Below are 15,940 nucleotides of genomic sequence, written 5' to 3' on the forward strand. Positions count from 1 at the left end.
CCAAGATCAGGAACCATAATCAGTCCAGATCAAGCACCGCGCGATAGCGGTCACCATTCAATTCCTTGAAGATCAGCAGATAGGGGGAAGGCCCGGCGGGCTCCGTCCAGCCGACCTCTGCGAAGGTCTCGCTGACAGCTGATCGCACCGCATCGATAGCCAGCAAGCCCTCATCCTCTCCGTAGCCGACAAACGCCATGGGCATGTTGTCCAGCACCGGCCATTCAAAGGGGTTGAAACAGGCAACACCGGGCGTGCGCTCTAGCAGTTCTTGCTCCAACGCGGGCTCCGCGCCATCGAGTTCGACGTCGTGAAAACTGAAACCGTCCCCCTCCAGGAAAACGTCCAACCGACCTTCTGCGATGCAGCATGCGCATATGGTCGGGCTGTCGGCACACATGTAGATGTTGCCTCGGTACTTCCAGCCACAGGGCTGCGCACAGACACCGCAGGTGTCGTCAGACGGCTCGAAAGCACGGCCTTCTTGGTAGGCGCCGGGATTGAAACGGAAAAAGGGCTGTCTCTCGCTCATGGTGACTTGATTGTCACGCCGATTGCAGCACCTGGACGCGTTGCACGCTAGGGAGCTGTCTGCTTGGTGCACTCAAGCAGACACTGACTGGTGCAGTGAGAACGACTGTACCTGCGGGGCCTTCAGTGCAGCGGCAGACCGGCCTCCGCCGCACCCACAGCGGTCATGTGCGGAGCGGTGCAGTGCTGCGTGGGCAGCACACTTCCCTGCAGCCGCCACGCACCACCGAATACCGCCGGACAAGCCAGCCCCCCGCCCTACCGCACCGCCGGCAGGACCTCTTGCGCAAACAGTTCCATGCCGGCCAGGGCGGTGGCGTTGCTCCACAGCCCGTTGGCGTTGAACACGCAGCGCAGCTGGTGGATGCCGGTGCGGCTTTCCAGTGCCTGGATCTGGGCGATGCAGGACTCGGGCGTGCCGTGGATGAACAGGTCGCGCAGCAGTTGGGCGGTGTCCAGGGGCGGCACGTCGGCAGGCGCTATGCCGCGCTTGCCGGCAAAGTACACCCTGCGCTGGTAGTACGGGGCCCACAGCGTGTCCAGCTGGGCTTGCACCTGGGCGTCGGTGGCGCCGATGCACACATAGCGCGCCAGGGAGGAACGGGCGCGCAGCGGCGTGCAGTCCCGCTCCGTTTGCTGCGCCACCTGGGCTAGGCGTTCCAGCTGACCGGTTTCCGGGGGTTCCAGGCTCAGCAGCAGCGGCAGGTCTTCGCTCAGCGCAAAACCCAGGGTTTCGCTGGTGGAGCCGGCCACGTAGATCGGCGGGTGCGGGCGCTGCACACCCGTGGACGCCAGGGTGCGCGGGGCAAACTGCCACGGGTCCTGCGGGCCGCCGGCGATGGTCGCACCGCTCAGGCCGGCGCGGATCAGGCGGCATGCGGTTTCGAACCGCTCCCGCGTCTGCGATGGGTCGATCTGCAGGGTCTGCAGCGATGCGGGCTCGGTGCCGCGCCCCACCCCGATGTCGATGCGCCCGCCGCTCTGGTAGTCGACCTGGGCAATCTCTTCGGCCAGCATCAGGGGGTGGTGCAGCGGCAGCACCAGAATCGATGTGCCCACGCGCAGCCGCTGTGTGCGGGCCAGCAAGGCGGAGGCCAGCAGCAGCGGCGACGGGTAAGGCCAGTGCGCATCGGGTACGCGGAATTCGCTGAACCACACGCCGTCAAAGCCCAGCACGTCCGCACGTTCGAACAGCGCAAAAAAATCGCCGGGGTGGCCCAAGGTGGCCTCCCGGGTCCAACCGGCCAGATCAATCCGCACAGCCATCCTCCTTCTTGCGCCGTGCCCGCAGCAATACCTGGGGCGGCGCGTCGATACGGTCAAACTCCACCTGGAACACGGCGTCCAGTGCGGGGTCGGTCAGCAGGTCCTGGGCGGCGCGGTCCTGCACCACGCGGCCGCGATCCATGGCGATGACCCGGTCAAAATGGGCAAAGGCCAGGTCCAGGTCGTGCATGACCACCAGCACCAGTTTGTCGCGCCCTCTTTCGGCCAGTGCCTCGACCAGCTCCAGCCGGTGGCGCACATCCAGGGCGGCGCCAGGCTCGTCGGCCAGCAGCACCGGCGGGTCCGTGGCCAGCACGGTGGCCAGCAGGCAGCGCGCCTGCTCGCCCCCGGACAGCGAATTCCAGCGCCGGCTGGCAAAGGCCTGCAGCCCGTGCTGCTGCAGCACATCGTCCATGTCCACGGACGGACCCAGGCGCATCTGCAGCAGTTCGGCCAGGGTGACATCCCAGTACGGCGCAAACCGCTGGGGCATGTAGCCGATGCAGCGGGCGCGCTCCGCAAAGGACAGGCGCTGCAGCGGCGCGCCATGCCACAGCACCTGCCCCTGGCTGGGCGTTTGCAGCCCCGCCAGCATGGACAGCAGCGATGATTTGCCAGCCCCGTTGGGGCCGATCAGCGCGATGGCGCCGCGTTCGGGCAGCGCCAGCGAGACCTGGTCCACCACCCTGCTCCCCCGGTGCTGCAGCACCAGGCCCTGGGCGGCGAGTGCGGGCGGTGTGTCCGCTGCATCCGGTGCGACCAATGTGGTCGATGCGGCCGGGATGGCGGATATGCCGGATGTGGCCGGTCTGTTCGGCGCGTCCTGTGGGTTCTGCATGGGAAACCTCGCGGTCATGCCGCGCGCAGGCGCCGCGCCAGCAGGATGATGAAGAATGGGCCGCCGGCGATGGCCGTGATCAGCCCCAGCGGCACTTCCGCCGGGGGCAGCACGCTGCGCGCCAGGGCGTCGGCCACGGTGACGACGATGGCGCCCACCAGGGCGCTGGCAGGCAGCACCACCCGGTGCATGGGCCCCACCATCCAGCGTGCAATGTGCGGCGCGGCCAGCCCGACAAAGGCCACCAGCCCGCCGTAGGCGACGGCGGCGGCCACCACCAAGGAGCCCACCAGCACGGCCAGGGGAATGAAGCGCGCCGGATTCAGGCCAAAGCCCTTGGCCACCGCATCGCCCAGGCCCAGCAGGTCCAGGCCATGGGCCAGCGGGCGCGTGGCGACCACACAGCCCAGGGTGATGGCGGCCAGCACCAGCAGGCCGTTCCACGATGGGGTCTGGATGCCGCCCAGCACCCAGCTCATCACCACCTGCAGGCTGACGGTTTCATCGGACAGGGCCAGCATCAGGAAGGAGCGCAGCGCGCCCAGCATGGCGGCCAGCGCCACACCTGCCAGCAGCAGACCGGCCGCATCCAGTGCGCCCGCTGCCCGGGCCACGGCCAGCACCAGCAAGGTGGAACCCCAGGCACCCGCAAAGGCCAGCACCGGCAGCACCACGCCCTGGGGCAGGCCCAGCGGCACCAGCAAGGCCACCGTGGCGCCCAGGGCTGCGCCGCCGGACGCGCCCAGCAGATAGGGTTCGGCCAGCGGGTTGCGGAACACGCCTTGAAAGATGGCCCCCGACAGGCCCAGCAGCGCGCCCACGCAGGCCGCCGCCGCCACGCGCGGAAGGCGCCACTGCAGCAGCAGGCGGCTGTGCAGGGAATCGTCGCCGCTCAGCGCACGCCACAGCTCCGGCACGCTGGCCCACTGGTGGCCGGCGCAGGCCGCCCCCAGCAGGCACAGGGCCAGCACCAGCAGCGCGGCCCACCATGTTTTGCTTGAAGTCATATCGGGTGCAGTTGCCGGGCCAGCGATTCGATGCCGTCGAAGGTGCGCGGCCCGGGGATCAGAAATTCGGAGCGGGACACGGTCCAGCAGTGGCGCTGGCGCAGGGCCCGCATGTCGCGCCAGCCCGGCTGGCGCAGCAGATCGTCCAGCCCCGCCTGGTTGCCGGCGAACAGCAGCACATCGGGGTCGGCGGCCAGCACGGCCTCGGGCGACACCTGGGCCAGCACACCCAGCGCGGGCAGTGCGTGCTGGCAGCCGGCGCGCACCATGGCTTCACCGGTGTAGGTGCCCGGGCGGGCCAGCAGCAGCATGCCGTTGCCGGCCCGCCCGGTGACCATCAGCGCCCGCAGGTGCGGACGGCCTGCCACGGAGGCATCCACCGCCTGCAGCCGCGCATGCAGGGTGCCGGCCAGCGCGTCCCCGCGTTCGGGCTCCCCACAGGCCTGGCTGACCAGGCGGATGTTGTCCAGCACCTCCTGCAGGGTGCGGCTGAGCAAGACCATGATGGGCACTCCTATGCGTTCCATGGGCGCGACCAGCTGGGTGGCGGCCTGCCGCGCCGGTGTCACGATGACCAGGTCCGGACGCTGGGCCACCACGGCATCCACGGAAAAGCCCAGCCGGCCGCCGACCTTGGGCAGGCCCAGCACCTCGGCCGGGTAGCGGGTGAAATCCTCGACACCGACGATGCGGTCCACCAGCCCCAGGGAGGCGACCAGTTCGGTGTTGGACGAGAAGATGGTGACGATGCGCCGGGGCGGCCGGGGCAGCCAGACGGCGCGCCCCAGCGCATCCTTCAGGTGGATGCCCGAGGCCAGCTGCATGGCCTGCTCTGCTGCCCCCGCAGGCCCGGTTGGACCGACCGGGCCGGCCAGCACCGTGGGCACGGCAAGGCCGGGCAGCAGGGAGCCGCCCGCCACCGCCGCGCCCCAGCGGCGCAGCACGGCGCGCCGGGACAGCGCGTCCGGGAGTGCTTCCGGAGGGTGGTTGGCGGGCCTGTGCATGCGGCCTGGCCTCAGAAGTCGGCCTGCAGGCCGACCATCAGCTCACGCCCGGGCATGGATGTGCCACAACCACCGTTCTGGAAGCGCGCATCTGCCAGGCAGGGCGAGCGGTCCTGCGCGATGAAGATGGGGCTGCGGTTCAGGTTGAAGACATTGTTCACCGCCGCAAACAGCTTCACGCTGCGGTTCACCCGGTAGTCGCCACGCAGGTTCCACACCGTGAAGGCCCCCTTGCGGTGGATATAGGTGCTGCTGGGTTCGCCCTGCGGCACCAGCAGGTTCTCTTCGGTGTCGTACCACATCGGTCCGCGCAGCAGCGCGGTCAGCTGCATGCTCCAGTCGCCGGCATTGCGGTCCATGCCCTGGGCGTAGCGCATGCCGGCAGAGGCCTGGAAGCGGTACATGCGCTGCACGCGATCGGTGTTGGCGGTGGCCGCCGCGCCCTTGTCGCGCATGTCGAAGTGGTAGTAGCCGCCCGCAAAGGCGCTGAGCGACTGGCCCGGCAGGCCCAGGTTCAGCACCTGCTTGAGGTCGACGTTGGTGGTCAGCTCCAGGCCACGCGCCACGACTTCTGCGGCGTTGTTGGCATAGTCCGAGGTGTTGGTGCTGGGGCCCCGGGACACGGTGGTGATGCGGTTGGAGATGATGTTCTGGAACAGCGCGGCATCCACCTTCCAGCCTGGCTGCGTGAAGGTGGTGCCCACTTCGATCTGGCGGCTGGTCTCGGGCTTCAGATTGGGGTTACCGAAGGTGCGCCCGCCGCCCACGGCGGTGAAGTCGGCGGCCAGTTCGGTGGCGGTCGGGGCCCGGAAGCCGGTGGAGATGCCTGCGCGCAGGTTCCAGTCGTCGGTGGCTTTCCAGGTCGAACCCAGGGACCAGGTGTGCGTGTCGTACTTGCGCACATTGGACTGGGCAAACGCCAGATTGGGCGTGGGGTCGAAGCGGGTCTCCCCCCAGGTCTTGCGCAGGCCGGCGCGCAAGGTCAGCCGGTTGTCCAGCAGCGTGTGCGCGTCTTCCAGGTACAGCGCCTTGGTCTCTTCCGTCTGGTTGTTGTCGTACGGTGCCACCTGGCCTGCCGGGCCGCCGGGCATGGCCACACGGAAGCGGTCCGAACGCAGATGGCTGCGTTCCCAGTCCACGCCCACCAGCAGGTCGTTGGCGGCGGACAGGCGAAAGCGCGGCTGCAGGCGGATGCCGGTGGCGTCCAGCTTGCGGTCGTTGTAGTCGCGCGCCGTGCCCGGCACCGGGCTGGTGCCGCTCTTGATTACGGGGGAGGCCCAGTTGAATTCGTCCTCGTCCACAAAGTGGTAGACCTGCGCCAGCCAGCTGACGGACTGGTCGGCCAGTGCGCCGGTGTAGGTCAGGTCCAGCGAGCGGTTGTCGCGGTTATCCTTGCTGTAGATGTTGGCGCCGGATCCCCGGAAGCCTGCGTTGTAGATGCCGTCGGTGCGGGCCTGCAGCTCCACCCGGTTCAGGCTGTCTATCTGCAGCCCCAGGGCGGCCACCGCGCCACGGCGCTTCCAGCCGGTGTTCTGCATGACGGTGCCGCCGTCGCCGGACTTGTAGTCATCCCGGGCGCTGGTGTTCAGGCCCACATACCAGTCCAGCATGCCGCTGGCGCCTGCCGTCTGGGCCTGGGTGCTCCAGCCGCCCCAGGAGCTGCCAGTCACCGTGACCCGGTTCAGCGGGCCGCTGGCGCCGGTGCGCAGGATGATGTTGATCACCCCGCCCATGTTCTGGCTGCCGTACACCACCGAGGCAGGGCCGCGCACGATTTCGATGCGTTCCACATCGGTCAGGCTGAGCTTGGACAGATTGGCTGTGCCGGCGCGGCGGCCGTTGAGCAGCACCAGCACCTGGCCCTTGAAGTCGCGCCCCTGGCCGTCGGTGGCGGCACCGCGCAGGTTCAGCGAGGTCTGGGCCGCCGTCCATTCGCTGAGAAAGCCCACCGCATGCTCGGCCAGCAGGTCGGTGACGGAGCGGGACGAGGAGCGTTCGATGTCCTGGCGGTCAATCACCTGGGTGGTGGCCGCAATGCGGGCCCGGTCCTCGGGCCGGGCCGTGGCGGTGACGAAGACATCGCCCAGCGCCGCAGCCGGTGCGGTTGTGGTTGCGGTCGCCGCAGAGGCCGCGGTGTTTTCTACTCCCTGCGCATGCGCGCCCCACAGCGCGCAGCACAGGGCGACGCCCACGGTCACGGGCTTCAGGGCAAGGGGGAATGCGCCAGATGGTGCACGCGATGGTGCACAGGGCAAAGCGACAGGCCCGCAGGAAGGGCCATAGGAAATACGGGAAGGGGTGCGCATGCGCGGCTCCAGATGGCCTTGCTCTCCCGCAAGGCCGATTCAAGAAAACATCCGCAGGCAGGCATGCGCAGACAGGACAGCTCGGCGTGCGAACCCATCCCACCTGGACTGCGCGCTCACCCGCGGCGTCCAAAAAAAGTGACAAGGCCGGTATCCGGGCTCGCGAAATGCCGAAGTCCAGGGACATCCGTCCTGGGACTTTCGGCCCACTCCACGCCTTCCCACGCAGTGCGCAGTGGCTTCAGGTCTGACCTGTGTGCAGAGGGTGATTCGCTTACCGTTGCGGGGGCAGCGCAGGCATTGCGCTCTGTGGAGCGCACCTGCTTCCCGTTTAACTGCTGTGGCCTTGCGGCCAACGCAGCACCTCGAAACAAGCATTGAAATGTATCTCAATGCAGCGAGGAATTATCGCTCACGACACATGGCTGCAACGACCGGAATGCGCCGCATCGGTGCGCCGGGCTGGCCACACACCCGGTGCCATCCCTTCGGGGTGCCCACCTGCGCGCCGCTGTGCCCAGGCATTCAGTCCCACGCCGGAAACGGGTCGTGGAAGCCGGTCCAGGCCCGGGGGGCCAGGCCCATTTCGTGGTCGGTCAACAGACAGGCATCCAGCCGCTGGCGCAGCGCCGGCTCGTCCATGCCGATGCCGATCAGCACCAGTTCCTGGCGGGCGTCGCCCACGCTGTCATCCCAGTGCTGGGTGATGGTGGCCAGCGCCTCGGGCTCGCGCGGCCATTGCTCCCGGGGTACCGACGCCCACCAGCGCCCTGCCCGACCATGGCGGCACACGGCCCCGGCCTGCGACCAGTTGCCCGCGTAGATGGGGCGGCTGGCCAGCCAGAAAAAGCCTTTGGAGCGGATGACTCCGGGCCATTCGGAGCCGACCAGGGCATGAAAGCGCCCCGGGTGGAACGGCCGGCGCGAGCGGTAGACAAAGCTGCCGATGCCGTATTCCTGGGTTTCCGGGGTGTGTTCGCCACGCAGCTCTTTCAGCCAGCCCGGGGCCCTGGCCGCCTCGTCGAAGTTGAACAGCTTGGTGGACAGCACGGACGCCAGCGGCACTTTGCCGAAGGAGGACTCCACAATGCGCGCCCGCGGGTTCAGCGTCTTCAGGATGGCCATGAGCCGCTGGCGCTCTGCGCGGGTGATGAGGTCGGTCTTGTTGAGCACCAGCACATCGCAGAACTCGACCTGCTCGACCAGCAGGTCCACCACCTTGCGCTCATCGCCCTCACCCAGCGACTCCCCGCGCCCCCGCAGGCTGTCCCGGGATTCGTAGTCCTTGAGGAAGTTGAAGCCGTCCACCACGGTGACCATGGTGTCCAGCACCGCAATGTCCGACAGGCAGGCGCCCGACTCGTCGGTGAAGGTGAAGGTTTCGGCCACCGGCAGCGGCTCCGAGATGCCCGTGGACTCGATCACCAGGTAGTCGAAGCGCTTTTCCCGTGCCAGGCGACGCACCTCCACCAGCAGGTCTTCGCGCAGGGTGCAGCAGATGCAGCCGTTGCTCATTTCGACCAGTTTTTCCTCGGTCCGGGACAGATCGCTCCCGCCTTCGCGCACCAGCGCCGCGTCGATGTTGACCTCGGACATGTCGTTGACGATGACCGCGACGCGCAGGCCCTGGCGGTTGTGGAGGATGTGGTTGAGAAGCGTCGTCTTGCCTGCGCCCAGAAAGCCAGACAGGACGGTGACGGGGAGAAGCTTTGCCATCGCCGGTACCAAGAACAAGATTTGATAATGATAACTCATTATCAAATATGAAAGCAGCACACAGCAGCGAACACACCCCCACTCCCCTCCTGTTCCCCGGCTCCTTGCGGGACAGGGTCATCCGGCCCTGCATCCCCTCGCATGCTCCCAAAGGCGCTCGGCGCGCAGTGCACCATCTGGCACAAAGCAAAGCCCCTGCTGTCCGGAAACAGCGGGGGCTCTTGGTATCACCGGTTTCACTGGTGTCGGCAGTGCAAGCGACCGCTATCTGCATCCCGTACGGGGGCACCGCACACACAGCGCGATAGGCACCTTGGAGCCGCTCACACAAGCTTTGATACGTCCTTGCTTCGCCTTGTCGTACTTTGGTACTGCCGGCGGCTTCGCGCCCCGTCTCCAACGCAAACCTGCGGTGTGCCAGGTCGTGTCAGCGGCTCTTATGGGCCGTGGATGGGGTCGGCCAAGGGGGCCGCCAATCAGGCCGCGAGCCGGTCACGACCTGGGCGATAGCGGCCCTGCCCTGGCTCAGCCGTCCACCCGGATCCCGCGGGACTGGATGAGGGTGGCCCACTTGGCCCGCTCATCGCGCATGAAGGCATCAAAGCGCTGCGGCGTGCCGCCGCCGTCCTCGGCCCCGAACTCTTCCAGCTTGCTCACCACATCCGGCATGGCCAGGATGCGGTTGACGTCGGCATTGATGCGGGCCACCACTTCGGCCGGCATTTTGGCCGGGCCAACCAGCCCGAACCAGATGCTGGCGTTGAAGCCGGGGTAGCCCTGTTCCGCCACGGTGGGCACATCCGGAAAGGCCTTCACACGCTTGCTGCCGGTCTGCGCCAGCGCACGCACCTTGCCGCCCTTGATGAAGGGGGCTGCGGTGGTCATGCCTTCGAACGCATAGTCGATCTGCCCGCCGAGCAGATCGGTCATCACGTTCGATGCGCCCTTGTAGGGGATGTGGAGGGCCGACACCCCGGCCGTCTGCTCGAACAGCGCCAGCGCCAGGTGCTGGGCCGATCCCGTGCCCGACGAGCCAAAGCTGACTTCGCCGGACTTCTTCTTCAAGGCCGCCAGCAGCCCCGGCATGGAGGTGGACGACTTGGGGCTGGCCACCAGCACCTGCGGGGTCTGTCCCACCAGCGCAATCGCGGAAAAGTCCCGCTCCGGGGAAAAGCCGAGCTTGGGGTTCAGCGCCGGGGCAATGCCCAGGGCGTTGATGTGCCCCATCATCAGGGTATGCCCGTCGGCCGGGGCCTTGGCGACTTCGGCCGCCGCAATCAGGCCGGCCGCGCCGGGCTTGTTTTCCACGATGACGGGGATGCCCCACAGCGTGTTCAGCTTGTTGGCAATGATGCGCGCCAGGATGTCGGTGCCGCCCCCGGCCGAGAAGCCGACCAGGATGCGGACCGGCCCCGCCGGGGGCTTGCCTTGTGCGAAGCCGGGCTGCGCACAGAGTGCGCCCGCTGCGGCGATAGAGGACAGGAACTGTCTGCGTTGCATGGTGTGTCTCCTTGTTTTTATGGGCCGAGGGGTCTTACGCCACCTTGCTCCAGCGACCGAACTTGGCCACCTGCGCCTCGTCGAAGTTGAAGCCGAGGCCGGGTGTCTGGTGCAGGACGACGCGGCCTTTTTCCTGCGACAGCTGGCGGTCCAGCAGGCGGCGGAAGTTCAGGACCTGGTCATCCCAGAAGAATTCGACATAGCGCGCGTTCGGCGTGGCGGCCACCAGCGGTGCGTGCACATCGTGGAACCAGTGCGGGCACATCTGGATGCCGTAGCCGGCGGCCATGGCAGCAATGCGCTTCCATTCGGTGATGCCGCCGCAGACGGCAGCGTCGGTCTGCAAAATGGAGGCGGCCCCCATGTCGAGCAGGTGCTTGTGGTACCAGCGGCCATAGCCGATTTCCGCCGTGGCCACGGGGATGCGGGTGAGCTTGGCCAGGCGGGCATGGCTTTCGACGTCGTCGGGGCTGAACGGCTCTTCGATGAAATAGGGGTCGTACTGCTCCATGCGGCGCAGGTACTGCATGGCCTGCACGGTGTCGACCCAGCCGTTGTTGCAGTCCAGCATGAGTTCGACATCGGGGCCAATGGCTTCGCGGGCGGCCTTCACGCGCGACTCTTCGCCCTGGGGCGACCAGCGACCGGTCTTCATCTTGACGGCCTGAAAGCCCAGCTCGACATAGCTGGCCATTTCCTCGCCCAGGTGCTCGGCCGTCTTGCCTTCCACGTAGTAGCCGCCGCTGGCGTAGGCGGCCACGGTGTCCAGCTCCACCGCGCCCAGGTATTTGTGCAGCGGCAGCTGGGCCGTGCGCGCATTGAGGTCCCACAGGGCAATGTCCAGGGCGCTGAGCGCGCGCATGACCGTGCCCATGCGGCCTTGCAGCAGGGCTTCCTGGTACATCTCTTTCCACAGGCCTTCGACGGCCAGCGAGTCGCGGCCCAGCAGCACGGGGGCCAGCAGCTGTTCGACCGCCACGCGAAACAGCTCGCCGGCCGCATTGCCGACGTAGCAGAAGCCGATGCCTTCGACACCGTCGGTGCTGCGGATCTTGACCAGACCGTAGTGGCGGTCCACCACGGTGCGGTTGGACAGGTAGGTGACTTTGTCCAGCGGCACGCGTGCGACGCAGACTTCGATGGATTGGATGATGGGCATGCGGCCTCCTGAGGTGACGTTCTAAAAAGCAATGGGCGAAAGGAATGGCTGCACTGTGCGCCGCATGGGTTCCACAAAAAAGATGGTGTTTGATGGTTCAGATCACGCAAAATACGTTGTATGGATTCGCGTTTTCTTCAAAGCTTCATTGCGGTGGTGGACTGCGGTTCGATGGCCGATGCCGCGCGCCGGCTGGACCTGCCCCCGACCACGGTGGCGCAGCAGATGCGTGCGCTGGAGGCGGACGTGGGCTGCGCACTGCTGACGCGGGTGGGCCGCACCGTGCGCCCCACCGTGGTGGGAGCGCGCATCGTGGAGCAGGCCCGGGAGGTGCTGAAATCCGTGGACAACCTGCGGTCCGTGGCCTCCGCCACCGAACTGCCGGCGGGCCCGCTGCGCCTGGGCGCCACACCCACCGCCCTGATGGGGCTGGTGCCCCCGCTGCTGCGCCGCTGGATGCGTGCGCACCCTGCCATCCAGGTCTATATCGAGCCCGGCACCTCGTCGCTGCTGCTGGACCAGGTGCTCGCCGGCAATCTGGATGCAGCCATCCTGGTGCACCCCACGTTTGCCATGCCCAAGACCTGCGAGTGGCGGCTGCTGCGCAGCGAGGCGCTGGTGCTGCTGACCCCGCAGGACATGAAGGTGCAGGACCCGCTGCTCACCGCGGCGCGCGAGCCCTTCATCCAGTACGACCGCAAGGTGGTGGCCGGCAGAATGGCCGACGAGTACCTGCGCAGCCACCACATCAAGCCCAAGGTGCGGTTTGAGCTGGATGGCATAGAGCACATCGCCCAGCTGGTGGCCGAAGGGTTTGGCGTGTCCATCCTGCCGGACTGGCCGGTCATAGGCCCTGCCGATCCCCGCACGCGCCGCTGGCCGCTGCCGGCCCCCTGCCCCTCGCGCGAAGTGGGCATGGTGTGGCAGCGCTCTTCCATCCGCTCGCCCCTGGCTGCCGCCCTGTTTGACCTGGTCGGCCCGCTGCCGTCCGGCAGGCCGGACTGAGCGTCAGCGCCGGGGCAGTTGCACCTTGAGCCTCGTGCCGTGGGCCTTGGGCCTTGGGCGCCACCCGGTGACATGGTGCAGCCCTCTGTCATCAAGCGGCAAACATTGCCGTGTCAGATGGTGCGGCGGGCGCCGGCATGCACTGTGCCTACGCTGTACCTACGCACGCCTGTTCATTCCTGCCCCATCCCGAAGATCCATGACCGACACCACCGCCCCCCTGAATGTTCTGTTCCTGTGCACCCACAACGCGGGGCGCAGCATCCTGGCCGAGGCCTTGCTCAATGACATCGGCCAGGGCCGCTTCCACGCCTATTCGGCCGGCAGCAGCCCGCGCCCTGGCGAGCTGCCGCACCCGCTGGGCCTGCAGGTGCTGCAACGGGCCGGCGTGCCGGTCGACGGGCTGCGCAGCAAGAGCTGGGACGAGTTTGCGGCGCCCGGCGCGCCGCACATGGACCTGATCATCACGGTGTGCGATGACGCGGCCGAGGAAGTCTGCCCGGTATGGCCGGGCCACCCCGCCACGGCCCATTGGGGCTACCCGGACCCGGCCGCCGGCGATGCCCCGGACGAAGGCAAGCTGGAAGCCTTCCGCCAGACCCTGCACATGCTGCACCGGCGCCTGGAGCTGCTGGTCAACCTGCCCACCGACAAGCTGGAAAAGGCCCGCCTGCAGGGCACGGCCCGGGACCTGTGCCTGCACTGAGACAGCCCGTCTGCGCCCGCCGGGCGCTCCATGCCTGGTGCCGCCCCCCCCCAATGCAGCCACCCGACGCAGACACCCGACACGGATACCGGGGCACAACACCCCCGCCGGAACACCCCCCCGGATCGCCCATAAAAAAACCCCGGCAAGCCGGGGTGGGAAGGGAGCGCCAGCACGGGCTGCGGCGCTCCACAGGGGAATCGCACCTTACTTGGGGGGCAGCGCGTAGGCGATCACGTAGTCGCCACGGTCCGGCGAGTTGCGGGCGCCGCCGGCCGAGACCAGCACAAACTGCTGACCGGTCACGGGCGATTGGTAGCTGATGGGCGTGCCCTGGCTGCCCACGGGCAGGCGGGCCTTCCACACTTCCTTGCCGGTGCCGGTTTCATAGGCGCGCAGGTAGTAGTCCTGGGTGGCGGCGATGAACACCAGACCGCCTTGGGTGGCCATGGTGCCACCGATGGTGGGCATGCCGATGGGGATGGGCAGGCCCATCTTGATGCCGAAGGGGCCGGTGTCCTTGACGGTGCCGACCGGCACTTGCCAGGCGATCTGCTGGGTCTTGAGGTCCACCGCGGTCAGCGTGCCGAAAGGCGGCTTCTGGCAGGGAATCTCCAGCGGCGACATGAAGCGCACCTTGGCGTTGATCGCATAGGGCGTGCCGTCCAGGGGCACGGGCTTGGTGATGGCAGCGGCTTCGTTGCCGTCGGCCTTGGCGCCGGTGTCGGCCGGGTCGGCCTTGATCAGCTGCACTTCCAGGCCCACGCGCATGTCGTTGATGAACAGGTAGTTGTTCGTGGGGTCGACCGACACGCCGCCCCAGTTCATGCCACCCAGCGAGCCGGGCAGGTTCAGCGACGCATCGGTGCCCGGGGGCGTGAACAGGCCGGTGTAGCGCTTGGACTTGAACTTCACGCGGCACAGCAGCTGGTCGAACGGCGTGGCACCCCACATGTCCGATTCCTTCATGTCGGCAGCGCCGATGCTGGGCATGCCAACGGAGAAGGGCTGGGTGGGCGAATAGGTTTCGCCTTCGATGTTGCCGGCGGGCACGGCGCGTTCCTCGACCTTGGTCAGGGGCTTGCCGGTGGCGCGGTCCAGCACGAAGAGCTGGCCGGCCTTGGTGCCGAACACCATGGCGGGGGTGGTCTTGCCGCCTTCGCCGGGGAAGTCCACAAAGGACGGCTGCATGGGCACGTCAAAGTCCCACAGGTCGTCGTGCACGGTCTGGTAGACCCACTTTTCCTTGCCGGTGCTGGCGTCCACGGCCAGCATGGAGGCGCCGTACTTGCGGTCCAGGGCCGTGTGCTTCACGCCCCACAGGTCCACGGCCGCGCTGCCCACGGGCATGAACACGGTGTTGGACTGGGGGTCATAGGACATGGGGGCCCAGACGTTGGGCGTGGAACGGGCGTAGGTCTTGCCTTCGGCCGGAGCGCTTTGCTGCCCGGGGTTGCCGGGGTCAAAGGCCCAGCGCAGCGCGCCGGTGACCACGTCGAAACCGCGCACCACACCGCCAGGCATGTCGGTGCTGACGTTGTCGGCCACACGGCCGCCGATCACGATGGTCGTGCCGGCCAGCGTGGGGGCAGACGTGGGGTAGTACTGGCCCTTGTCGGCGCCCTTGCCCATGCCGGCGCGCAGGTCCACGCGGCCGTGGGTGCCGAAGTCTTCGCAGAAGGCGCCGGTGTCGGCGTCCAGGGCGATCAGCTCGGGGGCCACGCTGTTCATCAGCACGCGGCGCTGGCAGGCGGCACCGGCCGGCACGGACACGGCCTTGACGGGGGTAGCGCCGGCCACGCTGGGCTGCACCTGGGGCTGGGTGGCATCAAAGTACGCCAGACCGCGGCAACGCATCCACTTCTTCTGCTTGGCGTTGATCTCGGTCTTCCACAGTTCCTTGCCGGTGGTGGCGTCCAGGGCGATCACGTTGTTGTGGGGCGTGCAGACAAAGACCTGGTTGCCGATCTGCAGGGGCGTGAGCTGGTCTTCGGCACCGCCGCCGCCAGGGCTGACGGGCACATCGCCGGTCTGGTAGGTCCAGGCCAGCTGCAGGTCCTTGACGTTGCTGCGGGTGATCTGGTCCAGGGCCGCAAAACGGGTGGCACCGGGGGTGCTGCCGTAGTGGGCCCAGTCGGCAGGTGCCTGACCGGGGGCCACGGGCTGCAGCACGGTGGCATCGGCCTTGGCCGCCACGGAAGCGTGGGGCAGGAACATGCCGCCCACGGTGGCCAGGCAGCCCAGCGCCAACACGCCTGCGACGGCGAACGATGCGCCCCGCAGCGATGGCAGGGCATGGGCGCGGCGCAGCACAGGGAAGGTCAGTGCCACCAGGATGCCCAGGCCGGCCAGCAGCAGCACGCGCGAGACCAGGGGCCAGAAGTCCAGACCGGCATCCGCCAGCGCCCAGACCGCAGTGGCCACCAGGGTGGCGCCATAGATCACGGCACCGCTGGGGCGCCGGCGTACCAGCTGCACGCCGGAGACCACCAGGGCCACACCGCTGAGCAGGAAGTACCAGCTGCCCTTCAAGGCCACCAGCTGGTAGCCGTAGAACGCGAAGAACAGGCCTGCGGCCAGAAGGCACAGTCCCAGAACGAGCAACCACACCTTGGCAGCCAAGGAGGGTGGCGTTTGTTGTTTTTTCATTTTTACATCCGATTGGGTGTGCGAGGCGCCGCGCCGCCGTGGGTGGGGCAGCAAACGGGCCTGGGCTGTCGACCACGCGCACAAGCTATGAGGCATCGGCCTTGATCTGCGTCAAGATCCGAGGGCGGATTATTGCGCCCCCGGAAAATCATCTATTGACAAGGTGAATTCGATACGCAAAAACGCGTAGCCGCTGCCCACCACGCACCAAAGACCCTGCCGGCATTGCTTTTTAATGAAATAGACGACCGGT

General features: G+C 67.7%; 12 protein-coding genes and 1 riboswitch. Of the genes, 2 read left to right on the forward strand and 10 right to left on the reverse strand.

Features of this window, described 5'->3' with window-relative positions; genetic code table 11:
• Nucleotides 1-19: 19 nt before the first annotated feature.
• The 9 genes from B3349_RS15545 to B3349_RS15585 form a co-directional block, all read right to left on the reverse strand.
• Nucleotides 20-532, reverse strand: coding sequence for a CbrC family protein (locus B3349_RS15545; RefSeq protein ID WP_291590092.1), 513 nt, complete (start codon nucleotides 530-532; stop codon nucleotides 20-22).
• A 257-nt stretch (nucleotides 533-789) separates the two neighbouring features.
• Entirely contained in the window at nucleotides 790-1,797 is a 1,008-nt protein-coding gene (locus B3349_RS15550) for an LLM class flavin-dependent oxidoreductase (RefSeq protein ID WP_291590094.1), read from the reverse strand.
• Nucleotides 1,781-2,635: an ABC transporter ATP-binding protein gene (locus B3349_RS15555; protein ID WP_291590096.1), complete on the reverse strand. Its 855-nt coding sequence runs from the start codon at nucleotides 2,633-2,635 to the stop codon at nucleotides 1,781-1,783. The genes B3349_RS15550 and B3349_RS15555 overlap by 17 nt, the downstream gene beginning before the upstream one ends.
• Before the next feature lie 14 nt (nucleotides 2,636-2,649).
• The gene (locus B3349_RS15560) at nucleotides 2,650-3,642 is read right to left on the reverse strand and encodes a FecCD family ABC transporter permease (protein WP_291590098.1); all 993 of its coding nucleotides are present in this window, start codon (nucleotides 3,640-3,642) and stop codon (nucleotides 2,650-2,652) included.
• Complete coding sequence (locus tag B3349_RS15565) at nucleotides 3,639-4,646, reverse strand: ABC transporter substrate-binding protein (protein WP_291590099.1); 1,008 nt, start codon at nucleotides 4,644-4,646, stop codon at nucleotides 3,639-3,641. The genes B3349_RS15560 and B3349_RS15565 overlap by 4 nt, the downstream gene beginning before the upstream one ends.
• 11 nt (nucleotides 4,647-4,657) lie before the next feature.
• Nucleotides 4,658-6,844 carry a TonB-dependent receptor gene (locus B3349_RS15570; RefSeq protein ID WP_291590100.1) on the reverse strand — a complete coding sequence of 729 codons (2,187 nt, stop codon included), beginning with the start codon at nucleotides 6,842-6,844 and terminating at the stop codon, nucleotides 4,658-4,660.
• A 236-nt stretch (nucleotides 6,845-7,080) separates the two neighbouring features.
• Nucleotides 7,081-7,335: riboswitch (cobalamin riboswitch) on the reverse strand.
• A 142-nt stretch (nucleotides 7,336-7,477) separates the two neighbouring features.
• Nucleotides 7,478-8,668, reverse strand: a complete 1,191-nt coding sequence (gene zigA / locus B3349_RS15575; protein WP_291590101.1) for a zinc metallochaperone GTPase ZigA — start codon at nucleotides 8,666-8,668, stop codon at nucleotides 7,478-7,480.
• Nucleotides 8,669-9,193: 525 nt separating this feature from the next.
• Nucleotides 9,194-10,168: a Bug family tripartite tricarboxylate transporter substrate binding protein gene (locus B3349_RS15580; RefSeq protein WP_291590105.1), complete on the reverse strand. Its 975-nt coding sequence runs from the start codon at nucleotides 10,166-10,168 to the stop codon at nucleotides 9,194-9,196.
• A 34-nt stretch (nucleotides 10,169-10,202) separates the two neighbouring features.
• A complete protein-coding gene (locus B3349_RS15585; RefSeq protein WP_291590107.1) occupies nucleotides 10,203-11,327 on the reverse strand; it encodes a mandelate racemase/muconate lactonizing enzyme family protein in 1,125 nt (374 codons plus the stop codon).
• 120 nt (nucleotides 11,328-11,447) lie between these two features.
• Here B3349_RS15585 and B3349_RS15590 point away from each other — a divergent pair, with 120 nt between their 5' ends.
• Nucleotides 11,448-12,332 carry a LysR family transcriptional regulator gene (locus tag B3349_RS15590; protein ID WP_291590108.1) on the forward strand — a complete coding sequence of 295 codons (885 nt, stop codon included), beginning with the start codon at nucleotides 11,448-11,450 and terminating at the stop codon, nucleotides 12,330-12,332.
• Between the two features lie 199 nt (nucleotides 12,333-12,531).
• Complete coding sequence (locus B3349_RS15595) at nucleotides 12,532-13,038, forward strand: arsenate reductase ArsC (RefSeq protein WP_291590109.1); 507 nt, start codon at nucleotides 12,532-12,534, stop codon at nucleotides 13,036-13,038.
• 207 nt (nucleotides 13,039-13,245) lie between these two features.
• Here B3349_RS15595 and B3349_RS15600 read toward each other — a convergent pair whose 3' ends face one another.
• Nucleotides 13,246-15,687: a membrane-bound PQQ-dependent dehydrogenase, glucose/quinate/shikimate family gene (locus tag B3349_RS15600; RefSeq protein WP_291590111.1), complete on the reverse strand. Its 2,442-nt coding sequence runs from the start codon at nucleotides 15,685-15,687 to the stop codon at nucleotides 13,246-13,248.
• Between the last annotated feature and the right edge of the window lie 253 nt (nucleotides 15,688-15,940).

The sequence above is a fragment of the Comamonas sp. UBA7528 genome (assembly GCF_002479375.1).
GTDB lineage: Bacteria > Pseudomonadota > Gammaproteobacteria > Burkholderiales > Burkholderiaceae_C > Comamonas.

Excerpts from the sequence above, each read along its gene's own strand:
- B3349_RS15545 (WP_291590092.1), bottom strand. The coding sequence starts at position 532 with ATGAGCGAGAGACAGCCCTTTTTCCGTTTCAATCCCGGCGCCTACCAA.
- B3349_RS15550 (WP_291590094.1), bottom strand. The coding sequence starts at position 1,797 with ATGGCTGTGCGGATTGATCTGGCCGGTTGGACCCGGGAGGCCACCTTG.
- B3349_RS15555 (WP_291590096.1), bottom strand. The coding sequence starts at position 2,635 with ATGCAGAACCCACAGGACGCGCCGAACAGACCGGCCACATCCGGCATA.
- B3349_RS15560 (WP_291590098.1), bottom strand. The coding sequence starts at position 3,642 with ATGACTTCAAGCAAAACATGGTGGGCCGCGCTGCTGGTGCTGGCCCTG.
- B3349_RS15565 (WP_291590099.1), bottom strand. The coding sequence starts at position 4,646 with ATGCACAGGCCCGCCAACCACCCTCCGGAAGCACTCCCGGACGCGCTG.
- zigA (WP_291590101.1), bottom strand. The coding sequence starts at position 8,668 with ATGGCAAAGCTTCTCCCCGTCACCGTCCTGTCTGGCTTTCTGGGCGCA.
- B3349_RS15580 (WP_291590105.1), bottom strand. The coding sequence starts at position 10,168 with ATGCAACGCAGACAGTTCCTGTCCTCTATCGCCGCAGCGGGCGCACTC.
- B3349_RS15585 (WP_291590107.1), bottom strand. The coding sequence starts at position 11,327 with ATGCCCATCATCCAATCCATCGAAGTCTGCGTCGCACGCGTGCCGCTG.
- B3349_RS15590 (WP_291590108.1), top strand. The coding sequence starts at position 11,448 with ATGGATTCGCGTTTTCTTCAAAGCTTCATTGCGGTGGTGGACTGCGGT.
- B3349_RS15595 (WP_291590109.1), top strand. The coding sequence starts at position 12,532 with ATGACCGACACCACCGCCCCCCTGAATGTTCTGTTCCTGTGCACCCAC.
- B3349_RS15600 (WP_291590111.1), bottom strand. The coding sequence starts at position 15,687 with ATGAAAAAACAACAAACGCCACCCTCCTTGGCTGCCAAGGTGTGGTTG.